This window comes from Hymenobacter armeniacus (assembly GCF_014699055.1).
GTDB classification, from domain to species: domain Bacteria; phylum Bacteroidota; class Bacteroidia; order Cytophagales; family Hymenobacteraceae; genus Hymenobacter; species Hymenobacter armeniacus.
In genome coordinates this window covers 1-18,198 of the sequence record NZ_JACXAC010000003.1, presented here as the reverse complement: position 1 = coordinate 18,198, position 18,198 = coordinate 1, and the positions used below count along the sequence as shown (strand labels likewise).

Here is an 18,198-nt window from a genome sequence, read left to right as displayed (position 1 = left end):
GGGCCTGGTCTCACCAATCACCTCCCTCCCTTCCCGCCATCACCTTTCCCTGCTTATGTCAACCCTGCTACTGAAACGCCCCGTGCTGGACGCCCGCATCTCGACCGGGGCCGTGCCCGAGTTCATCGACGCCATTCTGCGGCTGGGGGCGGCCCGCGCCTCGGCCTACGTGTGCTGCGCCAACGCCCACATGCTGGTAGAAGCCCACCAGGACCCGCAGTTCCGGCGCGTGCTGGACCAGGCCAGCGTGGTGACGCCCGACGGCAGCCCCGTGGCCGCCGCCCTGGGCTGGCTGCACGGCCGCCCGCAGCCCCGCGTGGCCGGCATGGACCTGCTGCCCGCGCTGCTAGCCGAGGCCGCCGCCCGCGGGCAGTCGGTGTACTTCTACGGCACCACCGAGGCGGTGCTGACGGCCATGGTGGCCCGGGCCCGGCGCGAGCTGCCCGCGCTGCGGGTGGCCGGCTGGCAGGCCCCGCCCTTCCGCCCGCTCACGCCAGAAGAAGACGCCGCCGCCGTGGCCGCCATCAACGCCGCCGACCCCGACCTGGTGTTTGTGGCGCTGGGCTGCCCCCGGCAGGAGCGCTGGATGGCCGAGCACCGCGGCCGGGTGCGGGCCTGCATGCTGGGCGTGGGCCAGGCCTTCATGGTGTATGCGGGGCTGGAGCGGCGCCTGCCGGAGTGGGCCCGCGGGCTGTGGCTGGAGTGGGCCTACCGCCTCTGGCTGGAGCCCCGCCGCCTGGCCCGCCGCTACCTCGTCACCAACACCTGGTTTGTGTGGCTGCTGGTCCGGCAGCTGCTGGCGCGCGGGCAGCAACAGACGCCCCGGGCCCAGCCGGGCCGGCGGCGCGGCCTGCGCATGCACCCCAGTGTCTTAACGTCCTGGCGCGCCGGCGCCCTTACCACCGTTCATTCCTAGCCTTTTGTGTATGAAAGCAGTGATTTTGGCGGGCGGCTACGGCACCCGCATCAGCGAGGAAAGCGGGCTGCGGCCCAAGCCCATGGTCGAGATTGGCGGCCAGCCCATTCTGTGGCACATCCTGAAAATCTACGCCCACCACGGCATCACCGATTTTGTGATTTGCTGCGGCTACAAGGGCCACCTCATCAAGCAGTACTTCGCCAACTACTTCCTGCACAACTCGGACGTGACGTTCCGCATGGACCGCAACGAGATGCAGGTGCGCTACCACCGCGCCGAGCCCTGGACGGTGACGCTGGTGGACACCGGCCAGGAAACCATGACCGGCGGCCGCCTGCGCCGCGTGCGCCACTACCTGGACGAGGGCGAAACCTTTTGCCTGACCTACGGCGACGGCGTGGGCGACGTCGACATTGCGGCCAGCATTGCTTTTCACCGGCAGCAGGGGCTGCTGGCCACGCTCACGGCGGTGCGCCAGCCGGGCCGCTTCGGGGTGTTCAACCTGGGCGAGGAAGACGCCCGCATCAACAGCTTCAGCGAGAAGCCCGACGGCGGCCTGATGCCTTGGGTGAACGGCGGCTTCTTTGTGCTGGAGCCGGCCGTGCTCGACTACATCGCCGGCGACGCCACGGTGTGGGAGCGCGACCCGCTCGAACGCCTGGCGGCCGAGGGCCAGCTGGCCGCCTACCGCCACCCCGGCTTCTGGCAGCCCATGGACACGCTGCGCGACCGCAACCTACTGGAAGACCTCTGGCAGCGCGGCCAGGCCGCCTGGAAAGTGTGGGAACCCGCCCCCGAAGCCATTCCGACGCCGGCCGCGGCCGCCCCCGCGCCGGCCGCGGCCCGGCGGCGCCTGCCCTCGCCCCTGGCGGGCGCCCGGCGCCTGCCCAGCTACCTCGTGGCCACCGGCCAAATCCCCATTGACTGACCCCCACCAACCGCTTCGCATTACTCACCGGTGCCCCCGCGGCGCCCCTCTCGCTACGCTTCATGGATTCTCCTCGCATTCTGATAACCGGCAACCTGGGCTACGTGGGCCCCGGCGTGGTGCGCCAGCTCCGGCAGGCCTTTCCCGACGCCGAGCTGATTGGGTTCGACCTCGGCCTGTTTGCCCACTGCCTCACCGGCCCGGCCCCGCTGCCCGAAGTCTGCCTCGACCGCCAGGTGTTCGGCGACGTGCGCCACCTGCCCTCCGGCCTGCTCACGGGCGTGAACGTGGTGGTGCACCTGGCCGCCATTTCCAACGACCCCATGGGCACGGCCTTCGAAGACGTGACCATGGCCGTGAACCACGACGCCAGCGTGCACCTGGCGCGCGTGGCCAAGGCCCACGGCGCCCGCGCGTTTGTGTTTGCCAGCTCGTGCAGCGTGTATGGCCTGGGCGGCGACGAATGGAAGTCGGAAGACGCGGCCCTGAACCCGCTCACGGCCTACGCCCGCTCCAAGGTGGCCACCGAGCGCGACCTGGCCGCCCTGGCCGACGACAAGTTCCGGGTGACCTGCCTGCGCTTTGCCACGGCCTGCGGCTGGAGCGAGCGGCTGCGCCTCGACCTGGTGCTCAACGACTTTGTGGCCAGCGCCGTGGCCACCGGCGAAATCACCATCCTGAGCGACGGCACGCCCTGGCGGCCCCTCATCCACGTGCGCGACATGGCCCGCGCGGTGCTCTGGGCCACCCACCGCCCGCTGGGCGGGCCGTTTCTGGCCCTGAACGTGGGCAGCAATGCCTGGAATTACCGCGTGCGCGAGCTGGCCGAGGCCGTGGCCCGCAACCGGCCCGACACCAAGGTGCGCCTGAGCCCGACCGGCGCCCCCGACCGGCGGTCGTACCGCGTCGACTTCGACCTGTTTCGGCAGCTGGCCCCCGAGCACCAGCCCCTGATGACCCTCGACGCCACCATCACCGAGCTCACCAGCAAGCTGCTGGAGATGTGGTTTATCGACCCCGATTTCCGCACTTCGCGGCTGATGCGCCTGCGGGTGCTGAAGGCCCTGGTGGAGCAGGGCGACCTGACCCCCGACCTGACCTGGGCGCCGCTGCCCCGCCCGGCCCCGGCCACCCTGCGCCCCGCCGCGCCGGTGCCGGCCTGAGGCCGCCTGGCCGTTTCGTTTCCCTCACCCTGCAGCCCACCGGGCTGCGCCAGCTTTCGCGTTTGCCATGCAGCTCTCCGCCACCAAATTGCCGGGTGTTTTCCTCGTCGACGTGGACCGCCTGGAAGACGAACGGGGCTTTTTTGCCCGCACCTGGTGCACCCGCGAACTGGCCGAGCACGGCATCGCGATGACGGTGGCGCAGGCCAACGTGTCGGTGAACCCGCGGCCGGGCACGCTGCGCGGGCTGCACTACCAGGCCGCGCCGCACGAAGAAACCAAGCTGGTGCGCTGCACCCGGGGCGCCATTTATGACGTGGTGGTGGACCTGCGGCCCGACTCGCCCACCTGCGGGCAATGGCTGGGCGTGGAGCTGTGGGCCGCCGGCTACCAGCAGCTGCTGGTGCCGGGCGGCTGCGCCCACGGCTTCCTCACGCTGGCGCCCCACACCGACGTGAGCTACCTGATGTCGGCCTGCTACGAGCCCAGCGCCGCCCGCGGCCTGCGCTGGAACGACCCCGCCCTGGGCATTCGCTGGCCGGTGCGCCCCCAGCTCATCTCGGCCAAAGACCTCAACTACCCCGACTGGCAGCCGCCCACCGCCGCCCGTCGGGCGGCGCCCCCCACCGGGCAGCTGCTGAGCGCCAGCTTTCACTAGGCCGCCAGCGCCCGGGGGCCGCGCCCATTCTTCATTGTCAGACTTTAACACAGACTTCCTATGAAATCGTTGTTGTGCTGCTGCATGGGATTGATTGGACTGGCCACGACGGCCTGCGTGTCGGCGGGGCCGGCGCTGTGGCAGGTGCCCCCGGCGGCTAATGCCCACCGCCTGCCGCCCCTGGAGGCCGTGGCCGAGCTGGGCGCGCTGGCCCGCACCGACGCCACCACGCCCGCCGAGCTGCTGCAGCTGTGGCGAAGCGAGCTGCACGCCAACCTGGCCGAAAGCCCCGCGCCACACGCCTTCGGCTACGCCCGCCTGCAGGTGATGCGGGCCAACGTGCGGCGCACCGGCCGCGCGCTCCAAACGCTGCAGGTGGTCACGCTGCTCACGCCGAGCCTGCTGGGCGTGCCCCTCGAAACCTACCGCACCACCCTCACGGCGCAGCTGCAGGTGCTGGACGCCGAGGGCAACGTGCTGGGCGAGTACGAAGGCACCGGCACCTCGGCCGTGAAGGTGGCCATGTACCACGGCTACTCGCAGGCCGAAGCCCCGCCCCTGTCCGACGCCGAGGCCCTGCGCATGGCCCTGGCCCAGATTCGGGCGCAGGTCGACACGGCGGCCGACCGCCTGCGGCCGCGGCTGCTGGCCAGCGGGCCGCTGCCCCTGCCCGAGCCGGTGGCTTCGCCCTCGGTGGCCCAAAAACACTAGGCCGGCCGGCTGGGCAATTCCGCTTTTTCACTCTTTCTCACCTTTCTCTTTCTCGATGGAAACCTCCTTGACTGCCTCTGCTCTGCCTTTGCCCGCCGCGGCGGCCGGTGCGCCGGCCACGGCCGTGGCGCCCAGCCCGGCCGGCTACTGCCGCTTTTGCGGCACGCCGCTGCGCCACACGTTCGTTGATTTGGGCACCTCGCCGCTGTGCCAGGACCACGTGACCCCCGAGCGGTTTGCCCACGCCGAAGCCTTCTACCCGCTGCACGCCTACGTGTGCGAAGAGTGCTTTCTGGTGCAGGTGGGCGAGTTTGTGGAGCCCGACGAGGTGTTCCGCCAAGACTACGCCTACTTCTCGTCGTACTCGTCGTCGTGGCTGCAGCACGCCCGGCAGTACTGCGCCATGGCCACCGAACGGTTTGGCCTGAACGCCAGCAGCCTGGTGGTGGAAGTGGCCAGCAACGACGGCTACCTGCTACAGTATTTTCTGGAAAAGGACATTCCGGTGCTGGGCGTGGAGCCGGCCGGCAACGTGGCCCGCGCGGCCGAGCAAAAGGGCGTGCCCACGCTGCGCCGCTTTTTTGGCAGCGCCACGGCCCGCGAGCTCATCGACGGCTGCGGCCCGGCCGACCTGCTCATCGGCAACAACGTGCTGGCCCACGTGCCCAACCTCAACAACTTCGTGGACGGCCTGCGCCTAGCCCTCAAGCCGGAAGGCGTCATCACGATGGAGTTTCCGCACCTGCTGCGGCTCATCGAAGGGCGGCAGTTCGACACCATCTACCACGAGCATTTCAGCTACTTCTCGTTCTTCACCGTGGAGCGCGTGTTTGCCGCCCACGGCCTCACCCTGTTCGATGTGGAGGAGCTGCCCACCCACGGCGGCTCGCTGCGCATCTACGCCCGGCACGCGGCGGCCACCGCCCCGCACCTGGCCGTGACCCCGGCCGTGGCCGACCTGCGCCGCCGCGAAGTGGAGGCCGGCGTGTGCGACCTGGGCTTCTACGCCGACTTTGCCGAGCAGGTGCGCGAAACCAAGCGCAAGCTGCTCGAATTCCTCATCGAGGCCAAGCGCGCCGGCAAGACGGTGGCCGGCTACGGGGCCCCCGGCAAGGGCAACACCCTGCTCAACTACTGCGGCATCCGGACTGATTTCGTGGACTACACCGTGGATTTGAACCCGCACAAGCAGGGCAATTTCCTGCCCGGCACCCGCATCCCCATCCTCGACCCCAGCCACGTCCTGGAAACGCGCCCCGACTACCTCCTGATTCTGCCCTGGAACCTGCGCGAGGAAATCATGGCCCAGATGGCCGTCATCCGCGAGTGGGGCGGGCAGTTCGTGGTGCCCATTCCAGAGCCCCGGGTTTTTGCTTAAACCCGGATAGTTACCCCGCTGCTTTTCTCGCCTTTTTTCTGCTTGTCATGAGTCTGCTTGCCGATGTTCTTGCACCCGCGCCCGCCGCGGCGCCGCCCGCCGCCCGCGGCGAGGACCTGCACGCGTTGGTGCGCCGGCTCTACCCCATTTGCCGGAGCATCACGGGCGACGGCGTGCGCCAGACGCTGGCCATTCTGCAGGAATACCTCCCCGACCTGCAGGTGCACGAGGTGCCCACCGGCACGCCGGTGCTCGACTGGGAGGTGCCCCGCGAGTGGAACATCCGCGACGCCTGGATTAAGAACGGGCGCGGCGAGCGGGTGGTGGATTTCCGGCAACACAACCTGCACGTGCTGAGCTACAGCCTGCCGGTGCGCGGCACGTACGCGCTGGAAGAGCTGAAACAGCATTTGTACTCGCTGCCCGAGCAGCCGCAGCTCATTCCCTATCGCACGGCCTACTACGCCGAAACCTGGGGTTTCTGCTTGGCGCACGAGCAGTTGGAAGCCCTGGCCGAGCCCACCTACGAGGTGTGCATCGACAGCACGCTGGCCCCCGGCGCGCTCACCTACGGCGAGCTGCTGCTGCCCGGCGACACCGAGGAAGAGGTGCTGGTTTCGAGCCACGTGTGCCACCCCTCGCTGGCCAACGACAACCTCTCGGGCATTGCGGTGGCCACGTTTCTGGCCCAGCACCTGCGGGAGCAGCCGCGCCGCTACAGCTACCGCTTCGTGTTTGCGCCCGGCACCATCGGGGCCATCACCTGGCTGAGTGCCAACGCCGAGGCCGTGGCCCGCATCCGGCACGGGCTGGTGCTGAGCCTGCTGGGCGAAGCGGGCGGCTTCACCTACAAAAAATCGCGCCGCGGCACCGCTGCGGTAGACCGCGCCGTGGCGCTGGCCCTGCGCGAGGCGGCGGTGCCGCACCGCGTGGCGGAGTTCGAACCCTACGGCTACGACGAGCGGCAGTACTGCTCGCCGGGCTTCGACCTGCCGGTGGGCTGCCTGTCGCGCACGCCCTACGGCCAGTTTCCGGAGTACCACACCTCGGCCGACGACCTGGATTTTGTGCGGCCCGAGGCGTTGCTCGACTCCCTGCACCTGGTGCAAAGCGTGGCGGGCGTGCTGGAAGCCAACCGCCGCTACCAGAACCTAAGCCCCTACGGCGAGCCCGCGCTGGGCCGCCGCGGCCTCTACGCCGCCGTGAGCGGCAGCCCCGACGCGGCCCGCGCCCAGCGGGCGCTGCTGTGGGTGCTCAACTTCTCCGACGGGCAGCACAGCCTGCTCGACATCGCCGACCGCTCGGGCCTGCCTTTTGCCCAGCTGCAGCACGCCGCCGACCTGCTGCTGGCCCACGACCTGCTCACGCCCGTTCCCGACCCTGCGCCATGACCGCTGCTTCCCCTCCCCCGCTCCACGCCTTGCCCGTGGACAACCCGCAACTCCTGACGCCCAACGATTTTCGGGGCTCGCGCCTGCTGCAGGAGCGGCTGCACGCGGCCATTCCCGGCGGCAGCCACACCTACGCCAAGGGCGACGACCAGTTCCCCGAGTTCATGGCCCCGTACCTGGTGCGCGGGCGCGGCTGCCGGGTGTGGGACGTGAATGACAATGAGTTCATTGAGTACGGCATGGGGCTGCGCGCCGTGACGCTGGGCCACGCCTACGGCCCCGTGGTGCAGGCCGCCCACCGCGCCATGACGCGCGGCACCAACCTGGGCCGGCCCACCACCCTGGAGCTAAGCGCGGCCGAGGAGTTCCTGGCCTTCACGCAGGCCGGCGACATGGTGAAGTTTGCCAAAAACGGCTCCGACGTGACCACGGCGGCCATCAAGCTGGCCCGTGCCTACACCGGCCGCGACCTGGTGGCCTGCTGCGCCGACCACCCGTTTTTCTCCACCGACGACTGGTTTATGGGCACCACGCCGGTGGCGGCGGGCGTGCCGGCTGCTGTGCGGGCCCTCACGCTGCGCTTTCGCTACAACGACCTGGCCGGCGTGGAGCAGCTGTTTGCCGAGCACCCGCGTCAGCTGGCCGCCCTCATTCTGGAAGTGGAGCGCGACGTGCCGCCGGCGCCCGGCTTCCTGGCCGGCCTGCGCCGGCTGTGCGACCAGGAAGGCACGGTGCTGGTTTTTGATGAAATCATCACCGGGTTTCGCTGGCACCACGGCGGCGCCCAGGCCGTGCACGGCGTGCGGCCCGATTTGAGCACCTTCGCCAAGGCGCTGGGCAACGGCTTTGCCATCGCGGCGCTCACCGGCCGACGCGAGCTGATGGAGCTGGGCGGCCTGCAGCACCAGCGCGAGCGGGTATTCCTGCTCTCGACCACTTACGGGGCCGAAACCCACGCCCTGGCCGTGGCCCGCACCGTGATGCGCACCTACACCCTGGAGCCCGTGGTGGCCCACCTGCACGAGCAGGGCCGGCGCCTGCGCGAGGGCCTCGAAGCCGCCGCCCGCGACCAGGACGTGGCCCCTTATTTCCAGGTGCTGGGGCCGCCCTGCTGCCTGGCCTACGGCACCCGCGACGCCGACGGGCAGCCTTCGCAGGGCTTCCGGACGCTGTTTTTGCAGGAAACCCTGCGCCGGGGGCTGCTGCTGCCCTCCTTCGTCATCAGCTACGCCCACACGGCCAGCATCGTGGACCAAACGGTGGCCCGCGTGCACGAGGCCCTAGGCGTGTACCGCCGCGCCCTCAACGAGGGCCTCGACCGCTACTTGTTGGGCCGCCCCGTGCAGCCCGTGTACCGCCCTTACAACTAACCATTTGGCGCCCCATGAACCCTCTTTTACGCAAGTCCTCCTGGCTTTCTGTGCCCTCCTTCGTCATGCACCGCTACATCGAGCGAATTATTCGCGTCAGCCGCCGGCTGCTGGACAACTACGCGGGCATCCGCGAGCCGGAAGACAAAATCATTGCCGACTCGCAGGCCTTCTGGAACAACCTTTCGAACCAGGGACGCGACGGCGGCCCGGCCCACTTCCGCGGCCAAAGTATTTTCGCCGACGACAACCGCTGGGTGGGCCTGGGCGAGAACAGCTTGCGCATTTTTTACCGGTTAGCGGGCCAGGACTGGCTGACCAAGAAGCCCCGCCGCATTCTGGACTGGGGCTGCGGCGGCGGCTCCTGCGCGGTGCATTTCGCGCCCGCCGCGGCCAGCTACTACGGCGTCGACATCACCGAGGCCAGCCTGGCCGAGTGCAAGCGGCAGGTGGAGGCCCTGGGCCTGCACAACTTCGAGCCGGTGCTCTTCCAGGCGCCCGAGCCCGAGCGGGTGGCGCGCCTCATCGACAAGCCCTGCGACCTGGTGCTCTCCACCTACGTGTTTGAGTTGCTGCCGTCAAAGGAATACGGGCGGCGGGTGTTGCGCACCATTCACGAGCTGCTGGCCGATGAAGGCCTGGCGTTCATTCAGATAAAGTACAGCACGCACAAGCTCAACAGCATGTCGTACCGCTGGGGCTACTCCAAAAACCTGGGCAACATGACCACCTACTTCATCGAGGAGTTCTGGACCATGGCCCGCGAGTGCGGCTTCGAGCCCCAATTGCTTTACCTGGAGCCCGTGCAGCCCCTCAACAACGACCACCACTTCGCCTACTTCCTGATGGAAAAGGCCAAGGGCAGCTGAACACAGCCGAAGCCTCGCTGCCGCTCCGTGTTGGCTCCCCTCTCCACCGGAGAGGGGTCGGGGGTGAGGCGCCACGCCAGCCCGCCAACGAAGCGGTAGCCCGGCTTCGACTGCGCTCAGCATGACGGTTCACTTCGCGAACAACTCACCCCAAAATTCCCACAATTACACCCATGGAAAAGCTCATCGTACTGGTGCTGGAGGGCGAATACCGGCTGACGGCCGCCGTGCTGTTTTGCCTGAGCCGGGACGAGCGGATGGTCGTCCACATGGTGTCGCGCGATGCCACGAGCCCGTTTCGCTACTCGCGCTACGTGCGCTCGCACCACCGCCAGCCGCAGGGCGCGTTCGACGCTGATTTTGTGCCTTTTGTGCAGCAGGTGGCCGCGCGCACGGCCGCCCAGGTGCTGCTGCCCATCGACGTGGAAGGCATGCGCTTCTGCATTGCCCACCACCCGGCCCTGGAAACGGCGCTGCGCGTGCTGCCCCTGCCCAGCGCCCACGCCTACGAAATAGCGGCCGACAAAAGCTGGCTGGCCGGCTTCATGCGCCGCCACGACATTCCCGGCCCGGTCACCATCACCAACATCGGCCAGCACCTGCCCGAGCAGCTGGCCACCCTGCGTTTCCCGGTGCTGCTGAAGCCCACGGGCGGCGAGGGCGGCCTGGGCATCGAGCTGTTCCGGGAAGCCGCGCCGCTGCTCGAGCGCATCGCCCAACTGCCGCCGGGCGCCAAATACATCGTCCAGACCTACCTGGAAGGCTACGACATCGACTGCAACGTGCTTTACAAGGACGGGCAGCTGCTGGCCTATTCGGTGCAGCGCGGGCTGCTGCCGGCGGCCAATGCTTACGCCCCCACCCAGGCCATTGAGTTTGTGAAAAACGACGCCGTGCTGGCCGTGGTCGACCGCCTGATGACGGCGCTGCACTGGAACGGCGTGGCCCACCTCGACCTGCGCTACGACGCCGACAGTGGGGCCATCAACGTCATCGAAATCAACCCGCGCTTCTGGCTCACGGTGGTGGGCTCGGCCGTCACGGCCAAGGTCAATTTCCCGGTGCTGGCCTGCCTGGCGGCCCTCAACCGGCCGGTGGCCCGGCCCGCCTTCGCGCTGGGCCGCTACATTCCGTTCAATAACTTCCTGAAATACAAATACCTCTCGCGGCTGCGCGACAAGGTGCGCTTCACCTTCGGCAACACCAGCCTCATGAGCTTCCTGGGCGACCCGCTGCCCAAGCTGTTCTGCCTGTTCAATCGGCACAGCGTGCGCATTGAGTAGGCAGGCATCTTGTGAGGGGTCGTTCTGGCGGGGCGCCTCCCCCCCCGGCCCCCTCTCCCAAGGGAGAGGGGGAGTCAGGAGGCAGTTAAAAAATCTCTTTAGGGCTGGCTTGTCTCCCGACTACCTAAAGACCCCGCGCCGCCGTGGCTCCCCCTCTCCCTGAGGAGAGGGGGCCGGCCCCGGAGGGGTCCCGTGAGGCGCCCGCCAGAACGACCCCTCACAAGATGCCACGCGCCGCAAGACGGCCAACCAGCCCCATCCTTCTTCCTTTCCGCAACAGCCATGAAAACGCCTATCCTCCTTCTCTTGCTGCTTCTATTCAGTAGTCCATTGCTGGCCCAAACGCCGCCGGCGGGATTTGTTTCCACCACCGTATCGGCGGGCTGGGACGAGGCGGTGGGGCTGACGTTTAATAGCACGGGCAGCCGCATGTTTGTGTGGGAGCGGCCCGGCCGGGTGTGGACGGTGGCCAACGGCCAGCGCCAGCTGCTCATCGACATCCGGGAGGAAGTGGGTGCCTGGGAAGACCACGGCCTGCTGGGCTTCGCCCTCGACCCCAATTTCGACAGCAACGGCTACTTCTACCTGCTGTACGTGGTAGACCGGCACTATCTGATGAACTTCGGTACGGCCAGCTACAGCGCCACCGCCAACGACTACTACAGCGCCACCATCGGCCGGCTCACGCGCTACACGGCCGTGCCCAGCGGCGCCGGTTACACCGTGAACCCGGCCAGCCGCCTGGTGCTGCTGGGCGCCACCAAAACCACCGGCATCCCCTCCACTTTCAACGGCCACGTGACGGCCGCGCTGGCTTTCGGCACCGACGGCACGCTGCTCATTGCCACCGGCGACGGCGCCCATCCCTACCAGGACATGGGCAATTACAATCTGACTTACGCCGCTCAAGCCCAGGCCGATGGCATCATCCGGCCCAAGGAAAACGTGGGCTCGCTGCGCGCCCAGCTGGTAGACTGCCTCAATGGCAAGATTTTACGCATCAACCCGGCCACCGGCGCCGGCGTGCCCAGCAACCCGTTCTACGACGCGGCCAACCCCAACGCGCCGCGCTCGAAGGTGTGGGCGCTGGGCTTCCGCAATCCCTTCCGGATGACGCTTAAGCCCGGCACCGGCAGCCCCGACCCCACGGCCGCCAACCCCGGCACCATCTACCTCGGCGATGTGGGGGCCGCCACCTGGGAGGAAGTGCACGTGGTGGACCGGCCCCGTGTGAACGCCGGCTGGCCGCTGTTTGAGGGGCTGACGCCGTTCACCGTATTCCAAAACGCCAGCGTGGCCAACCTCGACGCGCCCAACCCGCTGTTCGGCACGGGCGGCTGCACGCAGCAGTATTTCACGTTTCAAAACCTGATTAAGCAGGAAACGCCCACGGGCACGGCCACCTTCCCCAACCCCTGCAACACGGCCCAGACGGTGCCGGCCGCGGTGCCCACCTTCGTGCACACCCGGCCGCTCATCGACTGGAATCACAACACCAGCGGGCCGTCGCGCACGGGCATTTTCAGCGGCGGGGTGGCGGCCACGGCCAACATCGGGGCGGCGGGCTCGCCGGTGAGCGGGGCGCAGTTTGGGGGCAGCGCGGCCACGGGCGGCGTGTTTTACCCCTACGCCGACTGGCCGGCGCAGTACCGCAACACCTACTTTTTTGGCGACTACGTGGGCGGCTGGGTGCGCAGCCTCACGGTGAGCGGCACCAACCAGCCCAGCGCCGTGAACGACTTCGTGCCCAGCGGCGCGGTGCCGGTGGCTTTCGCCACCAGCCCCGGCGAAACCGGCCTGTTCTACGTCAACTTCTATCCTTCGGAGATTCGCAAAATCAGCTACGGCACCACCGGCACGCCGCCCGTGGCCGTGGCTTCGGTAAACAAAAACTTTGGCCCCAGCCCGCTGGCGGTGCAGTTTACGGGCAGCAACTCGACCGACCCGGCCGGCAGCGCGCTCACGTATTTGTGGAATTTTGGCGACGGCACCACCAGCACCGCGGCCAACCCGGCGCACACCTTCACCACCGCCACCAATGCCCCCACGGCCTACCGCGTGACGCTCACCGTGACCAACGGCCAGGGCCTGAGCAACCAGGCCACGGTGCTGGTGTCGGCCAATAACACGCCGCCGCAGGTCACCATCACCAGCCCGGCGGTGGGCACGCTGTACCCGCTCACCAGCAACACCGTGTACCAGTTGCGCGCCGCCGTGACGGATGCCGAGCACAGCGGCCGCCTGCTGAGCTACCAGTGGCAAACCTTCCTGCACCACGCCACCCACGAGCACCCCGACCCCATCGACACCACCCGCCAGACCAGCACCACCATCGTGCCCTACGGCTGCGGCGCCGAAACCTTCTACTACCGCATCGTGCTGACGGTGACCGACGCCGCCGGCCTGAGCGCCACCCAGGAAGTCCGCCTCAACCCCGACTGCAACGCCACCAGCTTCACGCTGGTGAATGCCGACGACGACACCGACATTCAGACGCTGGTGAATGGCGCGGTGCTCGACCTGGCCACCCTGCCCACGCGCAACCTGAACATCCGGGCCAATGCCAACCCGGCCACCACGGCCAGCGTGGTGTTCAGCCTGAGCGGCGCGGCCACCCAGAATGCCACCGAAAACGTGCTGCCGTACGCGCTGTTTTCGGACGATGGCGGCAATTATTTCCCCTGGACGCCGCCCGTGGGCAATTACGTCCTCACGGCCACGCCCTACTCGGCCGCGGGCGGCACCGGCACGCCCGGCCAGGCCCTGGCCATCAACTTTTCGGTGACGAACGGCGCGGCCACCGGGCCGTTCACGCTCAGCACCAGCACCGTGGGCAGCGGCACCGTGGCCGTGAGCCCCAGCCAGGCCACCTACCCCAACGGCACCAACGTGACGCTCACGGCCACGCCCGCCACGGGCTACGCCTTCAGCGGCTGGAGCGGCGATGCCACCGGCACGACGAACCCGCTCATCATTACGATGAACGCCAACAAGGCCATCACGGCCACGTTCACGGCCGTTGCGCCCGGGCAGAGCGTGGTGAGCTACACGCTGGTAAACGCAACGACCGGGGCCGACATTCAGACCCTGACGGCCGGGGCGGTGCTCAACCTGGCCACCCTGCCGAGCCGCAACCTGAACATCCGGGCCAACACCAACCCCGCCACCGTGGGCAGCGTGGTTTTCGCCCTAAGCGGCACGGCCACCCGCAGCCAGACCGAGTCGGTGGTGCCCTACGCGCTGTTTTCCGACGATGCGGCCGGCACCTACTACGCCTGGACGCCGCCCGTGGGCAGCTACTCGCTCACGGCCACGCCCTACACCGCGGGCAGCGGCACCGGCACAGCGGGCACGCCGCTCACCCTTGCTTTCAGCGTGATAGACCAGGCGGCGGGGCCGTTCACGCTCACCACCAGCGTGGTAGGCAGTGGTACGGTTACTAAAAATCCGAACCAGACGAGTTACGCCAGCGGCACGAACGTGACCCTTACGGCCTCGCCGGCCACGGGCTACACTTTCAGCGGCTGGAGCGGCGATGCCACTGGCACCACCAACCCGTTGACTGTCAGCATGACGGCCAACAAAACCATCACGGCCACCTTCACCGCGCAGCCAGCTCAGTATACTCTCACCACCAGCGTGGTGGGCAGTGGCACGGTAACCAAAAACCCGAACCAGACGAGCTATGCCAGTGGCACGAGCGTGACGCTCACGGCTACGCCGGCTGCCGGCTTTGCCTTTAGCGGGTGGAGCGGCGGCGCCACCGGCACCACCAACCCGCTCACCGTCTCGATGACGGCTAACAGGGCCATTACGGCCACCTTCGTGGCGCAGTACACCCTGACGGTGAGCACCGTGGGCAGCGGCACCGTGACCAAGAGCCCCAACCAGACCGCCTACGCCAGCGGCACGGCCGTCACGCTCACGGCCACCCCGGCCTCGGGCTACACCTTTAGCGGCTGGAGCGGGGCGGCCACGGGCACTGCTAATCCGCTCACCGTGACGATGAACGCCAACAAGGCCATCACGGCCACGTTCACGGCCACCACCACGCGCTACACGCTCACCACCACCGTGGTGGGCAGCGGCACGGTGACGAAAAACCCGAACACAACGAATTACCTCAGCGGCAGCAGCGTGACGCTCACGGCTACGCCGGCGGCGGGCTTCCGGTTTAGCGGCTGGAGCGGTGATGCCACCGGCACCACCAATCCACTCACGGTGCTGATGACGGCCAACAAAACCATCACGGCCACCTTCACCGCGCAGCAGGTCACGAGCTTCACGCTGGTGAACGCCGACACCGACCTCGACCTGCAGCCCCTGGCCAGCGGCGCCACCCTCAACCTGGCCACGCTGCCCACCCGCAACCTCGGCATCCGGGCCAACACCAACCCGGCCACCGTGGGCAGCGTGACCGTCACCCTGACCGGGGCGCAGGCCATGTCGCACACCGAAAACCTCGTGCCCTACTCGTTGGTGGCCGATTCGGGCGGCGACTACCCGGCCTGGACGCCGCCCGTGGGCAATTATACCCTGCGGGCCACCCCCTACTCGGGCGCCAACGCCACGGGCACGGTGGGCACGGCGCTCAGCATCAGCTTCAGCGTGACCGACGTGGCCGCCCCGCCGGCCGCCCGCCCGGCCCTGGCGGCCGCCAGCTCCGCGGCGGCGCCCACCCAGGCGCTGGCCTACCCCAACCCTTCGCCCGACGGCCGCTACTGGCTGGTGCTGCCCGCCGAGTGGCAGGGGCCGGTGCGCTACCGGGTGCTGTCGGCGCTGGGAGCCACGGTGGCCACCGGCGAGCTGGCCGCCCAAGGCGGCCGGGCCCCGCTGCCGCTGGCACCCGCGGGCATCAGCACCGGACTGTACATGCTTTGGCTCGACTACCAGGCCCCCGGACAGCCGCGGGCCACGGCCCAGTTGCGGCTGCTGCGCGAGTAGCGCGGCGGCCCGGGCTTACGATTTGCTCCTGTTTCCTTGCGTATGCGTCATTCATGTTGTTCCTGGCGCGCCGCCACCCGGCGCGCCCTTTTGCGGGGTGGCCTGGTGGCGGCCCTGGCAGGTGGTTTCATTGGGTCTGCCCGCGGGCAGGTGCGGGTGTTGTTTGTGGGCAATAGCTTCACGCACGGCGCCTACGACCCGGTGCAGACCTACAACCGCGCGGCCATCATCGACGAAAACGCGGGCCTGCCGCCCGGCCACCCGCGCTACGAAGACCCCACCGGCAGCGTGCCCGGCCCGTGGAGCGGCGTGGCGGGCATCTTCAAAAAATTCACCACCCAGGCCGGCCTCAACTACGCGGTGCACCTCGAAGCCATCAGCGAGGTTACCCTGCAGTACCACTACAACAACGCGCTGCCCATCATCGCCCAGAGCAAATGGGACGGCGTGGTGCTGCAGGAACAGAGCACATTGCCGCTGCCCGTGGCGCGGGGCGGCCAGCCGGCCGTGTTTGTTGATTTCGCCACTCGGCTCGAACAGGCCGTGCACGCCGCCAACCCGGCCGCCAATGTGTATCTGTTCCAAACCTGGGCCCGCGCCGATTTGGTGGAATTTCCCAACCAGCCCTATTCGGGCTCTACCGTGGACGTGATGACCCAGGACCTGCACGCCGCCTATTACCAGCTGGCGGCCGCCAACGGGCGCTTTGCGGGCGTGGCCCCGGTGGGCGATGCCTGGCTGCGGGCCATGCAGGCCGGAGTGGCCCTGCGCGACCCGTTTAGCCCGCCCGCGGGCCGGGTCAACCTGTGGGCCGCCGACAACTTCCACGCCAGCAAGTGGGGCTCGTATCTGAGCGCCTGCGTGCTGTTTGGCCGCCTCACCGGCCGCGACCCGCGCACGCTGGGCGCGGCCGAGCAGGCCGCCGTCGACCTCGACATCGCCCCGCCCGCGGCCACGGCCTTACAGAACATTGCCTATCAGGAGGTTTTCGGCGGCACGCCCCTGCCCGTTACGCTCACGGCCTTCACAGCGCAGCGCCTGGCGGCGGGGGTGCAGCTGCGCTGGGCCACCGCCAGCGAACACAACAATGCCCGCTTTGAGGTGCAGCGCAGCACCGACGGCACCCGGTTCGCAACCGTGGCCGCCGTGCCCGGCCGGGGCACCACCGCGCAGCCGGCCACCTACTCCACCCTCGACCCCACCGCCCCGGCCACACCGCTCTACTACCGCCTGCAGCAGGTAGACGACAGCGGCGCCGCCAGCTTTTCGCCGGTGGTGGCCGTGGCCGAATCCAACCCCGCGCCGGGCTTGTTTCCGAATCCTGCCCACGAGGGGGTGGTGCTGTCGGCGCCAACGGCCACGGCCTACCGCGTGCGCAGCGCCCGGGGCCAGCTGGTGGCGCAGGGCAGCCTTGCGAGCGGTGCGGCTACGGTGGGGCTCACCGGGCTGGCGCCGGGCATCTACCTGGTTGAATTTCAGGTGGAAAAACGATGGGTGGCGCGTCGGCTTAGCAAGCTATGATGCCGCTACGGCACCACAAACCGGCCCGAGTACGCCCCCTGCGCGCTGCCCAGCCGCAGCCAATATACCCCCGAGGCCAGGCCCGCCGTGGGCACCGTGCCGGCGCCCCCGGCCGCTACCGGAAACTGCCCCAGTCCCTGGCCCAGCACGTTGTAGAGCCGCAGGTACTCGTCTCCGGCCAGGGGCCCCGAGAAGCTGTAGCGCACGGCATCGGCGGGCAGCAGCGGCGAGTAGAGCTGCAGCTCGGCCACGGCGCCGCGCACGGCCACCACCTGCACCGGCGAAAACGCGGACGTGCCGTCGGTATCAACCTGGCGCAAACGATAGTAGAGCGTGGAAGCTTGCGCGGGCAGCTCGCGGTCGGCGTAGGCATAGGCTTGGGCCACGTTGGTGGTGCCGTGCCCGGCGGCCCGGCCCACGGTTGCAAACTGCCGCCCGTCGGGGCTGCGCTGCACCTCAAATTCGCGGCAGTTGCGCTCGGAGGCCGTTTGCCAGCGCAGCTGCACTTCGTTTGCCGCCGTCGCCTTGGCCACAAACGACGTCAGCTGCACCGGTAGCGGGTTGGCGACCACGCTGAACGTGAGCGTGAGCGGGGTGCCGGCGGCGCCGGTGCCGTTGCCGCTGGCGTGGGGCGTGGCCGTGAGCGTGTAGCTGCCCGGCGTGGGAAACCAGGCAAAGTAGTCGCCCGCCACGTCGCTGAACAGCGCGTAGGGCGGCACGTTTTCGGTGGCCGTCCAGGCCTGCGCGCCACTCAGGCTAAACACCACGCTGCCGGCAGCCGGCAGCGTGGCATTGGCCCGAATGTTCAGGCCATTGGCCGGTAGCTCGTTCAGGTTCAGGGCCATGCCACTGGTCAGGGGCATGAGGTCGAGGTCGGTGTCGGCGTTCACCAGCGTGAAGCTGGTCAGGGCCACGCCCGAATCCACCACCGAGAAGCTCAGGGTGAGCGGGGTGCCGGCGGCGCCGGTGCCGTTGCCCCCGGCGTAGGGCGTGGCCGTGAGCGTGTAGCTGCCCGGCGTGGGAAACCAGGCAAAGTAGTCGCCCGCCACGTCGCTGAACAGCG

At 68.7% G+C, this 18,198-nt stretch carries 13 protein-coding genes; 12 read left to right on the top strand and 1 reads right to left on the bottom strand.

Going from position 1 to position 18,198, the window contains the following annotated elements; all coding sequences use genetic code 11:
* The first annotated feature begins 55 nt into the window (after positions 1–55).
* The 12 genes from IC234_RS08550 (at position 56) to IC234_RS08495 (ending at position 17,135) form a co-directional block, all read left to right on the top strand.
* Positions 56–916, top strand: a complete 861-nt coding sequence (locus IC234_RS08550) for a WecB/TagA/CpsF family glycosyltransferase (protein ID WP_223827574.1) — start codon at positions 56–58, stop codon at positions 914–916.
* Between the two features lie 10 nt (positions 917–926).
* Positions 927–1,847: a glucose-1-phosphate cytidylyltransferase gene (gene rfbF / locus IC234_RS08545; protein WP_190923463.1), complete on the top strand. Its 921-nt coding sequence runs from the start codon at positions 927–929 to the stop codon at positions 1,845–1,847.
* 62 nt (positions 1,848–1,909) lie between these two features.
* Positions 1,910–3,010 (top strand): NAD-dependent epimerase/dehydratase family protein, encoded by a 1,101-nt coding sequence (locus tag IC234_RS08540; RefSeq protein WP_190923462.1) that lies wholly within the window; start codon positions 1,910–1,912, stop codon positions 3,008–3,010.
* 67 nt (positions 3,011–3,077) lie between these two features.
* Entirely contained in the window at positions 3,078–3,668 is a 591-nt protein-coding gene (gene rfbC, locus IC234_RS08535) for a dTDP-4-dehydrorhamnose 3,5-epimerase (RefSeq protein WP_190923461.1), read from the top strand.
* Positions 3,669–3,728: 60 nt separating this feature from the next.
* Complete coding sequence (locus IC234_RS08530) at positions 3,729–4,379, top strand: hypothetical protein (protein ID WP_190923460.1); 651 nt, start codon at positions 3,729–3,731, stop codon at positions 4,377–4,379.
* Positions 4,380–4,434: 55 nt separating this feature from the next.
* A complete protein-coding gene (locus tag IC234_RS08525; RefSeq protein WP_190923459.1) occupies positions 4,435–5,757 on the top strand; it encodes a class I SAM-dependent methyltransferase in 1,323 nt (440 codons plus the stop codon).
* Positions 5,758–5,804: 47 nt separating this feature from the next.
* Complete coding sequence (locus tag IC234_RS08520; RefSeq protein WP_190923458.1) at positions 5,805–7,148, top strand: DUF4910 domain-containing protein; 1,344 nt, start codon at positions 5,805–5,807, stop codon at positions 7,146–7,148.
* A complete protein-coding gene (locus IC234_RS08515) occupies positions 7,145–8,518 on the top strand; it encodes a glutamate-1-semialdehyde 2,1-aminomutase (protein WP_190923457.1) in 1,374 nt (457 codons plus the stop codon). Before IC234_RS08520 ends, IC234_RS08515 begins: the two co-directional genes overlap by 4 nt.
* A 14-nt stretch (positions 8,519–8,532) precedes the next feature.
* The gene (locus IC234_RS08510) at positions 8,533–9,387 is read left to right on the top strand and encodes a class I SAM-dependent methyltransferase (protein ID WP_190923456.1); all 855 of its coding nucleotides are present in this window, start codon (positions 8,533–8,535) and stop codon (positions 9,385–9,387) included.
* A 173-nt stretch (positions 9,388–9,560) separates the two neighbouring features.
* Positions 9,561–10,670: an ATP-grasp domain-containing protein gene (locus tag IC234_RS08505; protein WP_190923455.1), complete on the top strand. Its 1,110-nt coding sequence runs from the start codon at positions 9,561–9,563 to the stop codon at positions 10,668–10,670.
* Between the two features lie 282 nt (positions 10,671–10,952).
* Entirely contained in the window at positions 10,953–15,614 is a 4,662-nt protein-coding gene (locus IC234_RS08500; protein ID WP_190923454.1) for an InlB B-repeat-containing protein, read from the top strand.
* A 42-nt stretch (positions 15,615–15,656) separates the two neighbouring features.
* Positions 15,657–17,135 (top strand): DUF4886 domain-containing protein, encoded by a 1,479-nt coding sequence (locus IC234_RS08495; RefSeq protein ID WP_190923453.1) that lies wholly within the window; start codon positions 15,657–15,659, stop codon positions 17,133–17,135.
* A gap of 5 nt (positions 17,136–17,140) precedes the next feature.
* Here the strand turns inward: IC234_RS08495 and IC234_RS08490 are convergent.
* The coding region (locus IC234_RS08490; RefSeq protein ID WP_190923452.1) for a T9SS type A sorting domain-containing protein at positions 17,141–18,198 on the bottom strand (1,058 nt) is incomplete at its 5' end.